The sequence below is a fragment of the Streptomyces sp. NPDC046939 genome (assembly GCF_040644575.1).
Classification (GTDB): domain Bacteria; phylum Actinomycetota; class Actinomycetes; order Streptomycetales; family Streptomycetaceae; genus Streptomyces.
The window spans coordinates 1-14301 of the sequence record NZ_JBEYWV010000048.1; the positions used below are offsets into that span (position 1 = coordinate 1).

General features: G+C 68.6%; 18 protein-coding genes and 3 pseudogenes. 9 read left to right on the forward strand and 12 right to left on the reverse strand.

Translation table 11 applies throughout. From position 1 onward, the window contains the following. Nucleotides 1-92: 92 nt before the first annotated feature. From ABZ877_RS36630 to ABZ877_RS36655, 6 genes and pseudogenes are all read right to left on the reverse strand, one after another. Nucleotides 93-901: pseudogene (locus ABZ877_RS36630) on the reverse strand (IS5 family transposase). 424 nt (nucleotides 902-1325) lie between these two features. Then, the gene (locus ABZ877_RS36635; RefSeq protein ID WP_361080385.1) at nucleotides 1326-1454 is read right to left on the reverse strand and encodes a hypothetical protein; all 129 of its coding nucleotides are present in this window, start codon (nucleotides 1452-1454) and stop codon (nucleotides 1326-1328) included. Between the two features lie 70 nt (nucleotides 1455-1524). Further along, nucleotides 1525-1749, reverse strand: coding sequence for a hypothetical protein (locus tag ABZ877_RS36640; RefSeq protein WP_361080387.1), 225 nt, complete (start codon nucleotides 1747-1749; stop codon nucleotides 1525-1527). A gap of 143 nt (nucleotides 1750-1892) precedes the next feature. After that, nucleotides 1893-2165 carry a hypothetical protein gene (locus tag ABZ877_RS36645; protein ID WP_361080389.1) on the reverse strand — a complete coding sequence of 91 codons (273 nt, stop codon included), beginning with the start codon at nucleotides 2163-2165 and terminating at the stop codon, nucleotides 1893-1895. After that, nucleotides 2162-3331 (reverse strand): homoserine O-acetyltransferase, encoded by a 1170-nt coding sequence (locus tag ABZ877_RS36650; protein ID WP_361080525.1) that lies wholly within the window; start codon nucleotides 3329-3331, stop codon nucleotides 2162-2164. The genes ABZ877_RS36645 and ABZ877_RS36650 overlap by 4 nt, the downstream gene beginning before the upstream one ends. Further along, the gene (locus ABZ877_RS36655) at nucleotides 3328-4689 is read right to left on the reverse strand and encodes a bifunctional o-acetylhomoserine/o-acetylserine sulfhydrylase (RefSeq protein WP_361080391.1); all 1362 of its coding nucleotides are present in this window, start codon (nucleotides 4687-4689) and stop codon (nucleotides 3328-3330) included. The genes ABZ877_RS36650 and ABZ877_RS36655 overlap by 4 nt, the downstream gene beginning before the upstream one ends. Nucleotides 4690-5175: 486 nt before the next feature. Between ABZ877_RS36655 and ABZ877_RS36660 the strand changes: the two genes are divergently transcribed. The 3 genes from ABZ877_RS36660 to ABZ877_RS36670 are packed head-to-tail and all read left to right on the forward strand — an operon-like array spanning nucleotide 5176 to nucleotide 6669. Next, the gene (locus tag ABZ877_RS36660) at nucleotides 5176-5514 is read left to right on the forward strand and encodes a hypothetical protein (protein WP_361080393.1); all 339 of its coding nucleotides are present in this window, start codon (nucleotides 5176-5178) and stop codon (nucleotides 5512-5514) included. Nucleotides 5515-5563: 49 nt separating this feature from the next. Next, a complete protein-coding gene (locus ABZ877_RS36665; protein ID WP_361080395.1) occupies nucleotides 5564-6079 on the forward strand; it encodes a winged helix-turn-helix domain-containing protein in 516 nt (171 codons plus the stop codon). After that, complete coding sequence (locus ABZ877_RS36670; RefSeq protein ID WP_361080397.1) at nucleotides 6076-6669, forward strand: transposase; 594 nt, start codon at nucleotides 6076-6078, stop codon at nucleotides 6667-6669. Before ABZ877_RS36665 ends, ABZ877_RS36670 begins: the two co-directional genes overlap by 4 nt. Nucleotides 6670-6754: 85 nt before the next feature. Here ABZ877_RS36670 and ABZ877_RS36675 read toward each other — a convergent pair whose 3' ends face one another. Next, nucleotides 6755-7012: a helix-turn-helix domain-containing protein gene (locus tag ABZ877_RS36675; protein WP_361080399.1), complete on the reverse strand. Its 258-nt coding sequence runs from the start codon at nucleotides 7010-7012 to the stop codon at nucleotides 6755-6757. A 189-nt stretch (nucleotides 7013-7201) separates the two neighbouring features. Here ABZ877_RS36675 and ABZ877_RS36680 point away from each other — a divergent pair, with 189 nt between their 5' ends. Further along, the gene (locus ABZ877_RS36680; RefSeq protein WP_361080401.1) at nucleotides 7202-7405 is read left to right on the forward strand and encodes a hypothetical protein; all 204 of its coding nucleotides are present in this window, start codon (nucleotides 7202-7204) and stop codon (nucleotides 7403-7405) included. A 309-nt stretch (nucleotides 7406-7714) separates the two neighbouring features. Here ABZ877_RS36680 and ABZ877_RS36685 read toward each other — a convergent pair whose 3' ends face one another. Next, the gene (locus tag ABZ877_RS36685) at nucleotides 7715-8557 is read right to left on the reverse strand and encodes a M23 family metallopeptidase (RefSeq protein WP_361080403.1); all 843 of its coding nucleotides are present in this window, start codon (nucleotides 8555-8557) and stop codon (nucleotides 7715-7717) included. Nucleotides 8558-8820: 263 nt separating this feature from the next. Here ABZ877_RS36685 and ABZ877_RS36690 point away from each other — a divergent pair, with 263 nt between their 5' ends. The 3 genes and pseudogenes from ABZ877_RS36690 (at nucleotide 8821) to ABZ877_RS36700 (ending at nucleotide 10088) form a co-directional block, all read left to right on the forward strand. Further along, on the forward strand, nucleotides 8821-8979 hold the full coding sequence (locus ABZ877_RS36690; RefSeq protein WP_361080405.1) for a hypothetical protein: 159 nt from the start codon (nucleotides 8821-8823) through the stop codon (nucleotides 8977-8979). Between the two features lie 380 nt (nucleotides 8980-9359). Further along, nucleotides 9360-9524: a winged helix-turn-helix domain-containing protein gene (locus ABZ877_RS36695; RefSeq protein ID WP_361080407.1), complete on the forward strand. Its 165-nt coding sequence runs from the start codon at nucleotides 9360-9362 to the stop codon at nucleotides 9522-9524. A 53-nt stretch (nucleotides 9525-9577) separates the two neighbouring features. Continuing rightward, nucleotides 9578-10088 (forward strand): annotated as a pseudogene (locus ABZ877_RS36700) (transposase). Here the strand turns inward: ABZ877_RS36700 and ABZ877_RS36705 are convergent. Next, nucleotides 10070-10804, reverse strand: a complete 735-nt coding sequence (locus ABZ877_RS36705) for a hypothetical protein (protein ID WP_361080409.1) — start codon at nucleotides 10802-10804, stop codon at nucleotides 10070-10072. The pseudogene ABZ877_RS36700 and the gene ABZ877_RS36705 sit on opposite strands and share 19 nt — an antisense overlap. Nucleotides 10805-10923: 119 nt before the next feature. On the opposite strand from ABZ877_RS36705, the gene ABZ877_RS36710 reads away from it, so the two are divergent. Next, the gene (locus ABZ877_RS36710; protein WP_361080411.1) at nucleotides 10924-11061 is read left to right on the forward strand and encodes a hypothetical protein; all 138 of its coding nucleotides are present in this window, start codon (nucleotides 10924-10926) and stop codon (nucleotides 11059-11061) included. Nucleotides 11062-11395: 334 nt separating this feature from the next. Here the strand turns inward: ABZ877_RS36710 and ABZ877_RS36715 are convergent, their stop codons facing one another. After that, nucleotides 11396-12370 (reverse strand): hypothetical protein, encoded by a 975-nt coding sequence (locus ABZ877_RS36715; RefSeq protein ID WP_361080413.1) that lies wholly within the window; start codon nucleotides 12368-12370, stop codon nucleotides 11396-11398. Nucleotides 12371-13210: 840 nt separating this feature from the next. Between ABZ877_RS36715 and ABZ877_RS36720 the strand changes: the two genes are divergently transcribed. After that, on the forward strand, nucleotides 13211-13630 hold the full coding sequence (locus tag ABZ877_RS36720) for a helix-turn-helix domain-containing protein (protein WP_361080414.1): 420 nt from the start codon (nucleotides 13211-13213) through the stop codon (nucleotides 13628-13630). 33 nt (nucleotides 13631-13663) lie between these two features. Here ABZ877_RS36720 and ABZ877_RS36725 read toward each other — a convergent pair. Beyond that, a pseudogene (locus ABZ877_RS36725) lies at nucleotides 13664-14149 on the reverse strand (zinc-binding dehydrogenase); the annotation flags it as partial. Then, complete coding sequence (locus ABZ877_RS36730; protein WP_361080416.1) at nucleotides 14124-14297, reverse strand: alcohol dehydrogenase catalytic domain-containing protein; 174 nt, start codon at nucleotides 14295-14297, stop codon at nucleotides 14124-14126. The pseudogene ABZ877_RS36725 and the gene ABZ877_RS36730, both read right to left, overlap by 26 nt. Between the last annotated feature and the right edge of the window lie 4 nt (nucleotides 14298-14301).

A 14301-nucleotide genomic window follows, 5' to 3' on the forward strand; every position in this document is an offset into this window, starting at 1 on the left:
CTCATGACCCGCCGCCTCACCCGCGAAAACACCCCCACCTGGCGTGACACCTAACCCCAAACCAAACAGACAACACCAAATCAAACGCCCACTTACTGAGCGTTTCGTTCTGTGAAGGGTGTCTGCCTCTGCTGGGTCAGTTTCCGCGCCAGTTGGGGGTGGGTTTCGTAGTCGCGGGCGAGTCTGCGGTGGTGCATGAGCTAGCCGATAGTGCGTTCGATGGTCCAGCGCCGCGGGATGATCACGAAGCCGCGGCTGCCCGGCGGGCGGGCGACGGGCTCGACGTCGATGCCGAGCCAGGCGCCGTGTTCGATGGCGGTGGTGCGGTAGCCGGCGTCCACCCACGCCTTCGTGATGCGTGGGTGGGCGGCGGCGATGCGGGACAGCAGGGTGACGCCGGCGGCGGTGTCGGAGGCGCTGGCGGCGGTGACCAGCACGGTCAGCAGCAGGCCCAGGGTGTCGCAGCCGAGGTGGCGTTTGCGGCCGATGATCCGTTTTCCGGCGTCGGTGCCCTGGCCGGCCAGGTGCACGTTGGCGGAGGTTTGATGCTCTGGGAGTCCAGCACGCAGGCCGAGAGTTCGCTGTTGCGGCGTTCGGCCTCGCGGACCAGGCGCCGCAGCAGGCCGGTGAGCTGGGTGAGGACTCCGTCGTTCTGCCACTTGGCGAAGTATCCGTAGACGGTCTGGTGGGGCGGGAAGTCGTGGGGCAGGTAGCGCCAGGGGACGCCGGTGCGGTCGACGTAAAGGATGGCGTCCATGATGCGCGGCAGATCGTGCTCGGGCGGGCGGCCGATGTCCAGGGCGTGGTGGCGGCGTCGGGTCCGCCAGGCGGTGAGGGCGGGTTCGATCAGCATCCAGCGGTCGTCGGACAGGTCGCTGGGGTACCGGTCGCGCGGGGGCATGTCTGCGATGTACTGCGCGGCGGCCGGCTTGGCGAGGGGGCGAAGGGCTGAAGACCGCCGCGTCGCGGGAGGAGACGGGAGGTGCCGGGAGGAAACAGTCCTCTGCCGTCACACCTCACACCGGCCGGTTCATAGGTCTCTTCCGTCCCGAGCCGGCGGAGTGGACAAACCCCCGAGAGCCGCAATGAGACAGGACGAAACGCTCAGTAGGTGCGCTGACGACCGTTCGGTGCCCCTGTCAGGGATGCTTCCGGGTCGCATCCGGGACTGCTCAGGGGCAGTCCGGAAGAGGATTGCCCGGGGTGCGACAGCGGGTGGTGAGGCGCGCGAGCAGGCTTGAGTTGGCGGTTCAGCTCAGGGACCAGCCGGTCAATTCGACGGTCGGCAAAGTGGACCACGACGTGTCGATGCTCTACGACGCCGGTCACGACGGCATGGACGTCCCGGACAGCGGCATCCACCAGGCCATGGGCATGGTGAACCTCGCCGCCGAGGAGTGGTTCGAGCCGTTCCGGCCGAAGGCGCCCGTGACCCCGACCGTGCCTTCCGCCACCGATCGACCTGTCGCGCCCAGCGCACGGCCACGCCCGCCCCGTCACCCCGCAAGCTGGCGAGTTGTGGAATCAGCGGGTCGGCTTCACCGTGTATCCCAACGCCGGCAGACCTGGACCCACGACCAGCACGCTCGGCGAACGCAGATACCAGCTCGCCGGCACGGCGGGACCACCTGCGCCCCAGAGCCGGAGAGCGCGCACACCGCGCTGAAGCCATGAACCGGGCACGCGTCCCAGGACAAGCGCGTGAATGCCCAGCACCGCCACCGTACCGAGCAACACGACAAAGGCCATGCCGTTGCGATGCGTGGCGAACAACCCGCCCGGAGAGCGGAGAGGAGACAAGCAGCTCGAACGGGCCTGCCTCCTCTTCGCGTTCGCCGCCCTGGGCGACCCGGCGTCCCGGGCCTACGACGACACCCCAGCCGTCAGCAGCGTCATAACACCCGAGCTCCATGAGAGGAACGCCGTGATCTGCTGCGGAATCGACCGGGCGGAGAAGACGCACGACGTCGCCCGGCGATCGAAACCAGGTCTTTGCGATCAACCCGCTGGCCGCCGCCCGCTACCGCGCCGAGTACGACGGTGACACCACCTCGCCGAGTACGACGGTGACGCCGTCGGCGCCCGTCGATCAGGTGGGCGGTGAAGGCGGTGAAGGCGGTGCGGGCGTCGATGTCGATGCCGGTGGCGGAATGGTGGATGGTCATGGCCCTCTCCCGCCCGGTGTCCGGGGAACGAGTTCGGCCACGAGTGCGGCGACCTGCTCGACCTCGATGAGGAAGCCGTCGTGGCCGTAGGGTGATTCGATCAGCCGGAGGTCGTCGGACGTGGGGATGCCGACCGCCAGTTCCGCCTGCTGGGACGGTGGGTAGAGGCGGTCGGAGTCGACCCCGGCCACCAGGGTCGTGGCGGTCACCCGGCGCAGGGCGGCGCGAACGCCGCCGCGGCCCCGGCCGATGTCGTGACTGTTCATGGCCTCCGACAGCACGACGTAGCTGCCCGCGTCGAAGCGGCGTACCAGTTTGGCGGCGTGATGGTCGAGGTAGGACTCGACCTGGTACCGGCCGCCGCTCCAAGGGTCCTCCGTGCCCTGGGGCGTACGCCCGAAGCGGAGGGCGAGTTCCGGTTCGCTGCGGTAGGTGACGTGGGCGATCCGGCGGGCCGAGCCGAGTCCCGCGTGTGGTCCTTGACCGGTGTCGTGGTAGTGGCCGCCGCGCCAGTGCGGGTCGGAGCGGATCGCGTGCAGCTGGATGCCGGCCCAGGCGATCTGCTCCGCGCTCGCTGCGGCTGTCGTGGCGAGCAGCAGCAGCGCGCCGGTGCGCTCCGGATGCGACACGGCCCACTCCAGCGCCCGCATCCCGCCCATCGAGCCGCCGACCACCAGTGCCCAGCGGTCGATGCCCAGCGCGTCCGCCAAGTCGGCCTCGATCGAGACCTGGTCGCGCTGGGTCAGGAAAGGGAAGCCGCCGCCCCAGCGTCGACGGTCCGGCCGCGGGGAGGACGGGCCGGTGCTGCCCTGGCAGCCGCCGAGCACGTTCGGGGCGACGACGAACCAGCGGTTCGTGTCGAGCGCCAGCCCGGGTCCGATGAGCCCGTCCCACCAGCCGGGGGTGGGGTGACCGGGTTCGGCGGGGCCGGCGACATGGCTGTCGCCGGTGAGGGCGTGCAGCACGAGCACGGCGTTGGAACGGTCCTGTGCGAGCCGTCCCCACGTCTCGAATGCGAGCCGCACGCCGGGCAGTTCACCGCCCGCCTCCAGAGGGAGCGGCTCGGCACGGTCGTACCACTGGCGCCGCCCCGGCGGGTCCCCCTCCTGCCAGGCGCCGGTGGCCGGAGGGAGGGGGACCTGGTGGGGCGTCAGTGCGGTGTTCAGGACGCACCCTTGGCAGCGCGGAACCCGGCCTCCAGGTCGGCTTTGAGGTCGGCGAGGTTCTCGATGCCGACTGACAGGCGCACCAGGCCGGGGGAGGCGCCGGTGGCAGCCAGCTGTTCCTCGTCGAGCTGGCTGTGGGTGGTGGACGCCGGGTGGATGATCAGGCTGCGTACGTCGCCGATGTTGGCGAGATGGCTGAACAACTCGACGGCGTCCACGAACCGTTTGCCCGCCTCGACGCCGTCCCGCAGTTCGAAGGAGACCACGGCACCGGCACCGCGCGGCAGATACCGCTGTCCCGCCTCGTACCAGCGGCTGGACTCGAGGCCCGGATAGTGGACCACGGCGACCTCGTCCCGCTGCTCCAGCCACTCGGCGAGCGCCAGCGCGTTCGCGGAGTGCCGCTCGATGCGCAGGCTGAGCGTCTCCACGCCCTGCAGCAGCAAGAACGCGGAGTGGGGCGAGAGGGCCGGGCCGAGATCCCGCAGCAGCTGCACCCGGAGCTTGACGGCGAAGGCGCCCGGGCCGAGCGCCGGCCAATATCGCAGACCGTGGTAGCTCGGGTCGGGCTCGGTGAAGTCCGGGAAGCGCTCGGCATGCGACCCGAAGTCGAAGGTGCCGCCGTCCACCACGACACCGGCGATCGCGGTGCCGTGCCCGCCGAGGAACTTGGTCGCCGAGTGCACGACGATGTCCGCACCGTGCTCGATGGGCCGCAGGAGATAGGGGGTCGGAACGGTGTTGTCCACGATCAGCGGTACGCCCGCCTCGTGTGCCGCATCCGCGACCGCCCGCACATCCAGCACGTTCCCGCGAGGATTGCCCAGCGTCTCCGCGAACAGCGCCTTGGTGTTCGGCCGGATCGCGGCTCGCCAGCTCTCGATGTCGTCCGGGTCGTCGACGAAGGACACCTCGACGCCCAGCCTCGGCAGCGTGTGCCGGAACAGGTTGTACGTGCCGCCGTACAGCGACGTACTGGAGACGATGTGGTCGCCCGAGCTCGCCAGCGTGAGGATCGCCAGGGTCTCGGCCGCCTGCCCGGAGGACAGCGCCACGGCCGCGACCCCGCCCTCCAGGGCGGCGATGCGCTGCTCGAAGACGTCCTGGGTGGGGTTGTGGATGCGGGTGTAGATGTTGCCGGGCTCGGCCAGTGAGAACAGGTCCGCGGCATGCTGCGTGTCGCGGAACACGAACGACGTTGTCTGGTAGATGGGCGTCGCCCGGGCGCCGGTCGTCGGGTCGGCCGCGGCCCCGGCGTGGACCTGCTTGGTCTCGAAGGACCAGGCCGAGGTGTCGGGACCGGCGGGCGCCTCCTCAGGCGTATGACCGGCGGTGACGGAGTCGATGGGCTGGCTCATGATGCTGCTCCCTGTGCGGAGGGTGGGGGTGGGCAGACGTGAAGGAACCGCAGCGCCGCGGACCGCGCCCGGTACGAGGGCGCAACAGGTCGGCTGTCAGCGCGAAGCGGTGAGAAAAATGCTGTTCAGAAGCCGGAGCGCTGGCGTCAGCTCGCGGCGGAACAACCCGTGGTGGTGACACGCACGTAATCGACGTGGCGGCGGGTCACGAGCACGGTCATGAGGCCAGATAACCACATGGCGGGCGTCACGCACCAGTACAACGGGGTGTCTCATCCACCACGACGCATGGGACGCATGGCGGACACACCTTCCCAGGGGCGCTTCGATCCGGCCCGGCCATGGAGACCGCTGGCCCGGCACGCATGGTGGTGCTCGTCCCGTTCCGGGCGGGCCGCCGCGCCGACCAGTTCGCCCCGGCCCGCTGCTGCTCGCCGTACGACCGCTCGCGACCTGCCACGAGATGCCGGACGGGGCACTGCCCCCATGGAGATGAGGGAACCGGGCCGCGGGCGGCGGGCATTGCGCGACAGGCTGGTCAGGCGGGGCACGGTGTTCGTCGTACTGCCGGAGGTGGTGGTCGACCACGATCTCGCCGGGGCGGGCGTCGCCGCGCAGGACCGGCTGAAGGCGGTGAACGATGTCCGCACGACGCTATGGCAGCTGGTCGGCGGCCTGGTCGTGCTCTTGGGCGCGTACGCCACCTGGCGGCAACTCCGCGTGAGTCAGGACAATGTGCGCGCCACCCAGGAGGGCTCCACCCATAACCGCACCAACGAGCGAACCGGCGAACAGTCACGGCAAGCACCGTTGCAGTACTACTGAGTTTCTCGTTAGTTCTGTGCTGAAGCTGCGGCGGTGCCAGCATGTGAATGTGTCTGATGAGTCGCAGGCCGTTGCTGCTGAGGTCTCCGTTCCGCCGTTGACACGGCCGCAGTTGGCCGAGGCCCGGCGCATGCGCGCGGTCGAGTTGTTCGAGCAACAACGCACGTCCTCCGAGGTGGCGCGGATGCTGGGAATGCACCCCGAGAGCGTGCGCCGATGGAGACGCCAGTGGGAACAGGGCGGGGCTCCAGCACTGCGACGGCGACCGGCCACCGGCCGACCACCCAAGCTGGATGACGCCCAGGTCGAGGTGGTCCGCTCAGCACTTCAACAGGGCTCCCAGGCCCACGGGTTCGAGGCGGACCTGTGGACGCTGGAGCGGGTCGGTGTGGTGGTGGAGCGGGTCACCGGGGTGCATCTGGCCAGAGCATCGGTGTGGCGGCTGCTGACCGGGCGGCTGGGCTGGAGCCTGCAGCGGCCACGGCGCCAGGCCGTCGAGCGGGACGAGTCGGAGATCGCCCGGTGGGTCGCCCAGGAATGGCCGCGCATCAAAAGGGGGCGGTGAAGAAACGTGCGTGGATCGTCTTCTTCGACGAATCGGGGGTGTCGCTGCTGCCTCAGGTCCGCCGCACCTACGCACCTCGCGGCCACGCCCCGCTCCTGCGGCACCGGCTGAACTGGAAACGAGCCGGGATGGCCGCCGCTCTGGGCTACCACGCCGCCGACACCGGACGCGGGCCCAGGCTGTGCTTCCACCTCAAGCCCGGCAGCTACGACACCACCAGCTTGATCGAGGTCCTCGAACAGATCAAAACCTTCTACGCCGGCGAGGCCGTGGTGCTGGTCTGGGACGGATTGTCGGCCCACTGGAGCCGAGCCATGCGGGCCTGGGCCGCGGCCGAGCAGCACTGGCTGACGCTGGAACGACTGCCCGCCTATGCCCCCGAACTCAACCCGGTGGAACTGCTCTGGTCGGCCATCAAGACCCGGGAACTGGCCAACCTCGCCGGCGACCACCTCGCCGGCGACCACCTCGCCGACGTCGCCGACGCCGCCGAACGCGGCATCCACCGCGTCTGCTCCGACGAACAGCTCCCGTGGTCCTTCCTCACCCACACCAGACTGACCATCCATACAAAAACACCACAGAACTAACGAAAACCTCAGTAGGCGCTGTTTCTCGGATCTCCTGACATGACAGGCGTGTTGTGGTCAGGCTGGGGGCATGGGTCGTGGGAATTTAACGAACGCGGACTTGCCCGCCCAGATCCTCAAGCCCCGCAAGACCCCGGCAGTTGAAACGGTGGAGCCAGCAGCGCACGGTTTTGGCGCTGCACCCCAACGTGGCCGCGATGGCCGACACTCGCTGTCCGGACCAACTCAGCTGAATCATCCGGGCCCGCACCGCCAGATCGCGCGGGGCCTTCCGGGCCCGCACCAACCGGTGCACGACCCTGCACTCTTGCTCATCGCGGCACGGCCGCGCCCACAGGACCATCCCTCAGCATCCACCCGCCACCTCCCCGCTGCCTACTCCCAACAGATGTACACGCCCAAACGGGAACGCAGCATCAGTTGTGACGGAGCGACTCAGTTGGCCCCAGAGTTGCCCTCTGATAAGTGATCTTGACCGGTTGCCAGGCGATATTGATCGGCGCGGTCGAGGGCCTGTCGGTACGGTCAGCCCATGGAAGACCTGCCCGAGAGCGTGGACCGCCACATCCTGGACCATCGGATCGTCCTGGCGCTCAAGGCGATCATGGATGCGTCCGGTTGCACGCTGCACGAAGCGATCGACATCTTCAAGGTCCGGTACGAGGAGCTCCGCCGCGACCAGCCGGACGACTTCCAGGTTAGCCGCGAGGAGTACGGACGCAACGTCTACACCTGACCTGCGGTTTCCTGCCGGTCAAACTCACCTGGCAAACGGCCAAGATCACCTGTCAGAGGACACGGGTGCTTGAGTGCTGCTGAAAGGTGATGCAGCGCTCGGGCGTCCTGAAGGCGCTGGAGGAGGGGCGCAAGCTGGGCCACACCTATCCGGTGGACGTGCACGAGATGCTGCGGGAGGCAACCGCTTCGCAGCCCGCTACACCACCAGTCGGGATGGGAATCCGGCGTGGCCGCAGGAAGTCTTCGCCTTCGGCGAGTTCGCCCCTGATGGCCGTGTCCGGTCGGTCCGCTTCGCGCTCGATCCCGGCTATGACGCGGCGTAGGGGTCTGACGAGTCGGCGGGGGCGGTCCGGACGGGGACGAAGCATGTGTTGTCGGCGGGTACGCCTTCATGCTCGTGGCCGTCGTCGTCCTGGTACCGCCAGGTGAAGCGCAGGCCGTGGGCTGAGGTGATGTCGGGGCTGTCCATGAGCTGGAAGTGCAGGTGGGGCTCGGAGGAGTTGCCCGAGTTGCCGCACTCCGCGAGTGGCTGACCGGCTGTCACATGGTCCCCAGTGGCCACTTTCAGCGAGTGGCGCCGCAGGTGCGCGAAGACGGCGTACGCTCCGTTGCCCAAGTCCAGGATCAGGTGGTTGCCGAGCAGGTGGCGCGGAGAGCCGAGGGAGCGCATGAAGCCCTCCGGCAGCACGTAAAGCAGGCCGGCCAGGGAAGTACGCGTCAGGTGGTCACGCTGGCTGTCTCTGGCAGCGACCACCTGGCCGTTCGCGGGGGCGAGCAGCGGTTCACCGAAGGACGGGTAGGACTCGGGGCGCCGTGTCAGCGGCCACAGCCACACGGGTTCGGGCGCCGGGCGGCGGGCCAGGTCGATCGCGTAAGTCTGCGCGAGGTGGTGAGTGTGGCTTGGCACTTTGGTGGCGGGCCCGTTGCGGGCCATCCAGCGGCCGTTCACGGGGATGTCCAGTGCCAACGGCGGGGCCTCTTCACTCGGCGGGCGCTGGGCACGCGTCATCGCCCGCCGCATCAGCAGACCTGTCACCAGCAGGGCAAACCCGACGAGCCATAACGGCCCGATGCCCTTGCCGTTGACGAGGATGCACGCGGCGCCGGCGGCCAGCACCAGGCCGTGGCGTTTCCACAGGGACTGTGGCATGGGGGGCCTTTCGGTGGGGACTTGCAGGTGGGCGCAGCATTCCAGAGGCCCGGTCTGCCAGCCCACCCGGGACCTCAACGTGGGGGCGACTATGTGTGGGAGGTGGCCTTCATCGAGTTGTTGATCGGCCATGTAGTGAGGGATATGGCCGATCCGCAGTCTCTGGTGTCCGCGGTGCCCCGACACACCTTCAGCCGGCCGGTGGTGGTCGGTCGATAGTGCTGTCCGGGACGGGAGGACTACTCCGAGAGACCGGAGGACCAATGAGTGACCAGCGTGAGCGGACCCAGCACGCGCCGGCGCCCCGCGCCGACACCGTTCAGGATCAAGTGGTGAAGAAGGGCGCGGCCGCCGTCGCCTCGGCGGTGCTGTCAGGTCTGACCAGGGCGGTGATCGACCACTTCCTCACCGACCAGTCGTGATGGTCCGGCCACCGGTCGGACCGTCTGACAACGACGAGAGGAGGCCGAGCCGCGTTGACCGCGTCCGGTAGCCGCCCCTCCCCGCCGATTTCCCGAGCGCGGGCGTCCCCGAAGCCCCGGACGAGGTCTACGGGAGACCGCCCGGGCCCGGCGCGCGGTCCCTACTGGTCGCCGCCGAAGTCAGTCGAGGACGTCCACTGCGTCTGTGAGCTGGAGGGGGTGGTGTCTGCTCCGCCGCAGTGGTTGAGAGGGCTGCCGATGGGGAGCCCGGCGAGGTTGCCACCTGCTGCCTGCTGGGTCGGTCGCCAGGGACGGGCCCGGGGAACGCGAAGTCCCCGAGCCCTCCTCGCTTTGAGATCCCCCGCGGTGGCCGGATCAGAGTGCTGATCGCCCGAAGGTTCCGGCTGGACTGCTCGTCGGCGGCGGTGTGGCGGCTGCTGCACCGACACGGCTGGTCCTGGCAGCCGCCGGCCCGCCGGGCGCTGGAGCACGACGAGGAGGCGGTGGGTCTGTGGAAGAAGGATGTGTGGCCGCAGGCGGAATGACTGCGGCGGCGCTGGCGGCGTACATCGTCTTCGAGGACGAGGCCGGGTCCTCGATGACACCGCCACGCGCCCGCACCTGGGGCCGGCGTGGACACACGCCGGCGGTGCGGGTGCGGGGCCGCTCCTGGCGCCGCTGGTCGATCGCGGCGATGTGCTGCTACAAACCGGGCGAGACGTCCCGGCTGATCTACCGGCCGCGACGCCACCGCAAGCACAAGGGCAAGGGACGCGACACCTCCGCCTGGAGCGACTACCGCGACCTGGTCGTCCGCGCCCACATCAATGCGCGAGTACGCGGCTGCACACGAATGGCTCACCATGATCCAACTGCCCTCGTACGCGCCAGACCTGAACCCGGTCGAAGGCGTCTGGTCGCTGTTACGGCGTGGGCCGCTGGCCAATACCGCCTTCACCGACGATGAACACCTCGAACGCACCCTCCGCCGGGGCCTGCGCCACATCCAACTCCGCCCCGACCTGATCGACGGTTGCCTCACCGGCACCGGACTCACACTCACCAACCAGCCGACACCAACCCCCAGAGCTCAGAAGCCGTCATTGTGAAGCGCGTCGGTTGAGACGTCAGCTGGAGTGCTGATCAGCTGCTGGAGGTGGTGAACGAAGTCCGGGTCGTCGAGACGGGAGTCGGTGACACGGTCGCGCACATCGGTGAGGAGCCATTCCACCAGCTCCGCGGTGGCGTGGTACTCGCTGTGGAACCCCAGGCTCAGGTCGGTGATCTCGTACTCGAACAGCACGTCGACCATCAGGTCCGCCAAGTGCGCGTCAGCGGCCGGGGTCCGGGTGGCGGTCCATATGTCCAGCCAGGGGCGCAGGCTGTCGGTGGCGACGGTGATGAGGCCGAGGGTGTCCCTGATGGACACCGGGCTGGGGTGGGTGTGCAATGTGGCCTGCCACCATGCGGTCCAGACGTTGCGAAGAGCGTCGGCCAGGGGCGCGTCCCAGGTGCTCCAACCCGCCTCGACCAGGCGGGTGGCGATCAGCTCCTCGAAGACGTGGAACTGACCGGCGACAAGAGGGCGGATGATGCGCGGGACAAGACGGCGGTAGAGACGCGGGAAGTCGTCCCAGTGGCTGGGCACCTCTCCGGCGGCCGCGGACACCATGTCGTCGGGTATGAGGTGCAGCGGCTTGGAGAGTTCGGCGAGTCCCTCCTCGCCGTAGCAGTACGTGCAACCTCCGACGGGGAACGGCTCTTCAGAGGCGAAGGCGCGGTCCAGTGCATCCAGGGCTGTCATGAGCTGCTGATGGTGTGACATGGCGACCCGCCGGGGGACTCCGTCCGGGTAACCGGCGAAGATCGCAGGCTATCAGGCTGTGCCGGAGCCGATGCTGCGGACTGAACCGTCACTACCCGACTCCGGGCCTCGTCGGTTCCGTGGCCGGTCCTGTCATGCTGCTGAAGTGCTCCGTGGACCTCATGGTGCCCTGGTACGGGACCTGGACGCTGGCCTTGGTGCTGGCGCCCCTGCCTGTTGTCCACGTGGTGTTCGGCAACAGCCACGGCAGGAAGTAGCAGACTGCGCGATGCACTCATGAAGCGGCGCCGGACCTTCGGGTCCGGCGCCGCACGAGGTTCTGCCGCACCGTCGGTTCCTGGGCTCAGCTGTTTCAGAAAGAAGTTGGTGGCGGGGCCGAGGATTGGATGCGGGGGCGCACGCGTGGCATGCCGATGTCCGGCCCAGCGTCTGTACGGCCGAGGGATTGGCTCCTAGAGGGAGACCGGAAGAAGATCAGCCGTGTCCTCTGTGAACACAGGGGAGCATGTGCCCATGAATCAGCAGCGCCGTGGGCGCGTACGCCTCGCACAACAGAGACTGTCACCGCGGCGCGTTCGTTGACGTGTTGGGTCAAGGGCGTTGTAGACCGCGCACGGAGTCGAGCAGTTCGAGCGAGCGCGACGTGCGGCCGACGATGGTGTTGAAGGCGATGACACCTACCAGCCCGAAGAGCAGGGGGAGTACAGTGCCAGGCACTCCGACTACGGCGCCGAGGTAAGACACAGAGAAGGTGATGACTCCGGCCGCGGCGATCCTGAGCACTTCTCGATTGCGTGCCGGTTCCAGGCCGGCTAGCTGGGCCTCGCTGAGGAAACGGCCATGCTGTTGCAGCACGTATGCGTTGCAGATTGTCAGGGCCATACTCGCGATCTCCCGGGCTGCCCCGGACGGGTCGGAGTCCAGTCGGAGCGTCTGCTTCTGGAGTGCGGCAGCAACCAGATTGACGTGATGGCGGATAGCAGTACGACGCGCGGAGCGACGCTGGAGCCATGACCGGTCATGAGGAACCCTGCGCAGTTCATGGATGAGCAGTGAGACAGACATCTCTACGGCTGCAAGCTCGGTTTGTGTCTGATACGGCGTTCTCTTGCTCAGTTGGCTGCAATGACGGATAGCTACTGAACAGGCATACGGCACGCGGTTCACATGCATAAGCCGGTAACTGCCCCGGAGCCTTGACAGGGACTCGGATCGCCGCAGCGAAGCAGCCATGAACCACAAGCACACAGACGCCGAAATCCACCATAAAACAGCCGAAGGGGACGGCGCAGGCATGGACATGTTCAGGGACCACGAAACGAGGCCGCCTACTTGACTCCATCCCTCATTGCCCTTCCACGCCTCGTCGGCGAATATGCTCGGCGGATTGATCAAGAGGGCCAGCGTGGCGAAGCCAGCGAGACCAGCCACCAGCCGCACCTTGAGCCAGGCATATCGTGCATAGGCGCCGGTCCAGACCGCGCCACTGATCCGCAGCGGTATCCGGTAGGCCGGATCGAAGTGTTGGACTGCGCGGCGGAAGGCGTCCCTCTGCCCCTCGGCCATGTCGTGAAACAGAGCGCGATCGCTTCTGCCCACAATTCGTCGCAACAGCCACAACTTGAGGCGTCTCGGAAAACGCACGCCCATCCCCCTTGTGTCCAGGTACCGAAGGTGCCGAGTGTGGCATCACACCACGCACCCCCGACTGGCCGCATCCAAGGGCTGGCGCTCTGGAGCACCCAGCCAGTAGTAGATGCCGTCGACTTCAACGGGATCAGCTGAAGCCGAGTTCCGGAAATCTATTTGGAGGAGCCGAGCGAGCAGATGACTTCTTACCCGACCGTAGGCAGCAGGCGTCCGTGATCGGTGAGAACCGAGCGCACCTCGGGTACGGAGGCGTACGGCGCCAGGCGTTGCAGGACCACCCTGGTCCGGCCTGCTGTGCGCTGGGAGGACAGGTCGCTGGAGAGCGCGATGACGCGCCGTGTGAACCAGGTCCCGGCCGCACCCCTTCCCAAGGGCACTACCCCCACCCCGAGCACCTCCAGCACGAAACCGCAGCTCAGGCCGTATGCCAGGGCGCACCAGTGGTGTCGACAACCCCTCACACACGCACCGACCGTCAGGTGGGACAGAAAGAAGAAGAAAGGAGGAAGGCAGGACAGGGCAGGACGGCGGCACGCGCGTGCTCGGGGTTCGGTGCCTGGCCGCGGGGGTGGTTGCTGTGGCGCGTCGGCGGTGCCTCCGCGCGCGTGGCCCGGCGGAGCGGGCCCGGTGGTGAGCGGCAGGTAGAGCGGTGCGGGCAACGAACGGCGGCTGGCCGCCGCGGCGCTGCGAGGTGGTATACCGGAGATACTGCACGGGCGACCTCCTGCAGGTAGCTGTGGATGGTGGTGAGTGGGCATGGCGGAGACGGTGACGGCGGGGCCGGGTGGCGCCTCGGGGATGTTGCGGGAGGTGCTGGCCACGGTCGGTGACAAGTGGTCGGTGACGGTGATCTGCCGGTTGTCGGACGGTCCGGTGCGGTTCAACGAGTTGCGGCGTCGCACCGAGGGGATCACGCAGCGGATGCTGAGCCGCACCCTGAAGAATCTGGAGCGCGACGGGCTCGTGATCCGGACCGTCCACCCGACGGTGCCGCCGCGGGTGGAGTACGCGCTGACCGGGTCGGGCGACTCGCTGCACACGGTGCTCTACGGCCTGGTCCAGTGGACCGAGGGGCATTTGGAGGGCATCGTGCGGGCTCGTGCCGCGCACGACGCGCGCAGCGCGGCGCCTTCGCAGGGCGACGGCGGGGCGTCCGGTGATGCCGCCGCGGCGTAGCTGGTGGTAGGCGTCCGGTATGTCCTCGAACGCGAACCGCTTGATGGCGGGGGTGAGGCGGCCGGTCGCCGCAAGGGCTACGACGTCGGCGAGTTCTCCGCGTGATCCCCAGAAGGACTGGCGCAGGCTCGCCTCGGCCGGGACGGATGGGCTGCCCGGCTCGGGGCTGATGAGCAGCCGGCCGCCGCCCAGTCCGAACCGACCATGAGGACGTGGCCGGCCCTTCGCGACGACGGCGCGGGACGGCTCCAAGGTCGTGGTCGCCCCCACGCAGTCGATGACGGTGTCGGCGCCGCCGGGTGCCGGGCCGGCGATCCGCCGGACAGCGGCAGCCGTGTCGGGGCCGGAGCGGACGGTGTGCTGGGCCCCGACGCGGCGCGCCAGTTGCAGGGCGTCGTCGTGGGCGTCGACGGCGATCACTTCAGCGGCTGTGGTGGGCCGCAGGATCTGCACCGCCAGGTGGTCGGTGAGCCCGCCGTCCCGGGTGAGGCCGTTACCCCGGTCGGGCTGACCCGGCATTGGTTCTCCGGCCGGCCAGGCAGGCCCGGCAGGTGCCGCAGGACTCCAGCGCGAACTCGACCGCCGCACGCCCGGGTGGCCAGGCGGTCATTCCGGGCCCGGTCGCGGCGACGCGGCCGCTGATCTCGTGGCCGAGGGTGAGCGGCACTGCC

What these genes read in the sequence shown, in the direction of transcription:
- ABZ877_RS36640 (WP_361080387.1), bottom strand. Translation starts at nt 1,749, where the DNA reads ATGGCCTTTGTCGTGTTGCTCGGTACGGTGGCGGTGCTGGGCATTCAC.
- ABZ877_RS36645 (WP_361080389.1), bottom strand. Translation starts at nt 2,165, where the DNA reads ATGACCATCCACCATTCCGCCACCGGCATCGACATCGACGCCCGCACC.
- ABZ877_RS36655 (WP_361080391.1), bottom strand. Translation starts at nt 4,689, where the DNA reads ATGAGCCAGCCCATCGACTCCGTCACCGCCGGTCATACGCCTGAGGAG.
- ABZ877_RS36660 (WP_361080393.1), top strand. Translation starts at nt 5,176, where the DNA reads ATGGAGATGAGGGAACCGGGCCGCGGGCGGCGGGCATTGCGCGACAGG.
- ABZ877_RS36675 (WP_361080399.1), bottom strand. Translation starts at nt 7,012, where the DNA reads ATGGTCCTGTGGGCGCGGCCGTGCCGCGATGAGCAAGAGTGCAGGGTC.
- ABZ877_RS36680 (WP_361080401.1), top strand. Translation starts at nt 7,202, where the DNA reads ATGGAAGACCTGCCCGAGAGCGTGGACCGCCACATCCTGGACCATCGG.
- ABZ877_RS36685 (WP_361080403.1), bottom strand. Translation starts at nt 8,557, where the DNA reads ATGCCACAGTCCCTGTGGAAACGCCACGGCCTGGTGCTGGCCGCCGGC.
- ABZ877_RS36690 (WP_361080405.1), top strand. Translation starts at nt 8,821, where the DNA reads ATGAGTGACCAGCGTGAGCGGACCCAGCACGCGCCGGCGCCCCGCGCC.
- ABZ877_RS36705 (WP_361080409.1), bottom strand. Translation starts at nt 10,804, where the DNA reads ATGTCACACCATCAGCAGCTCATGACAGCCCTGGATGCACTGGACCGC.
- ABZ877_RS36715 (WP_361080413.1), bottom strand. Translation starts at nt 12,370, where the DNA reads ATGGCCGAGGGGCAGAGGGACGCCTTCCGCCGCGCAGTCCAACACTTC.
- ABZ877_RS36720 (WP_361080414.1), top strand. Translation starts at nt 13,211, where the DNA reads ATGGCGGAGACGGTGACGGCGGGGCCGGGTGGCGCCTCGGGGATGTTG.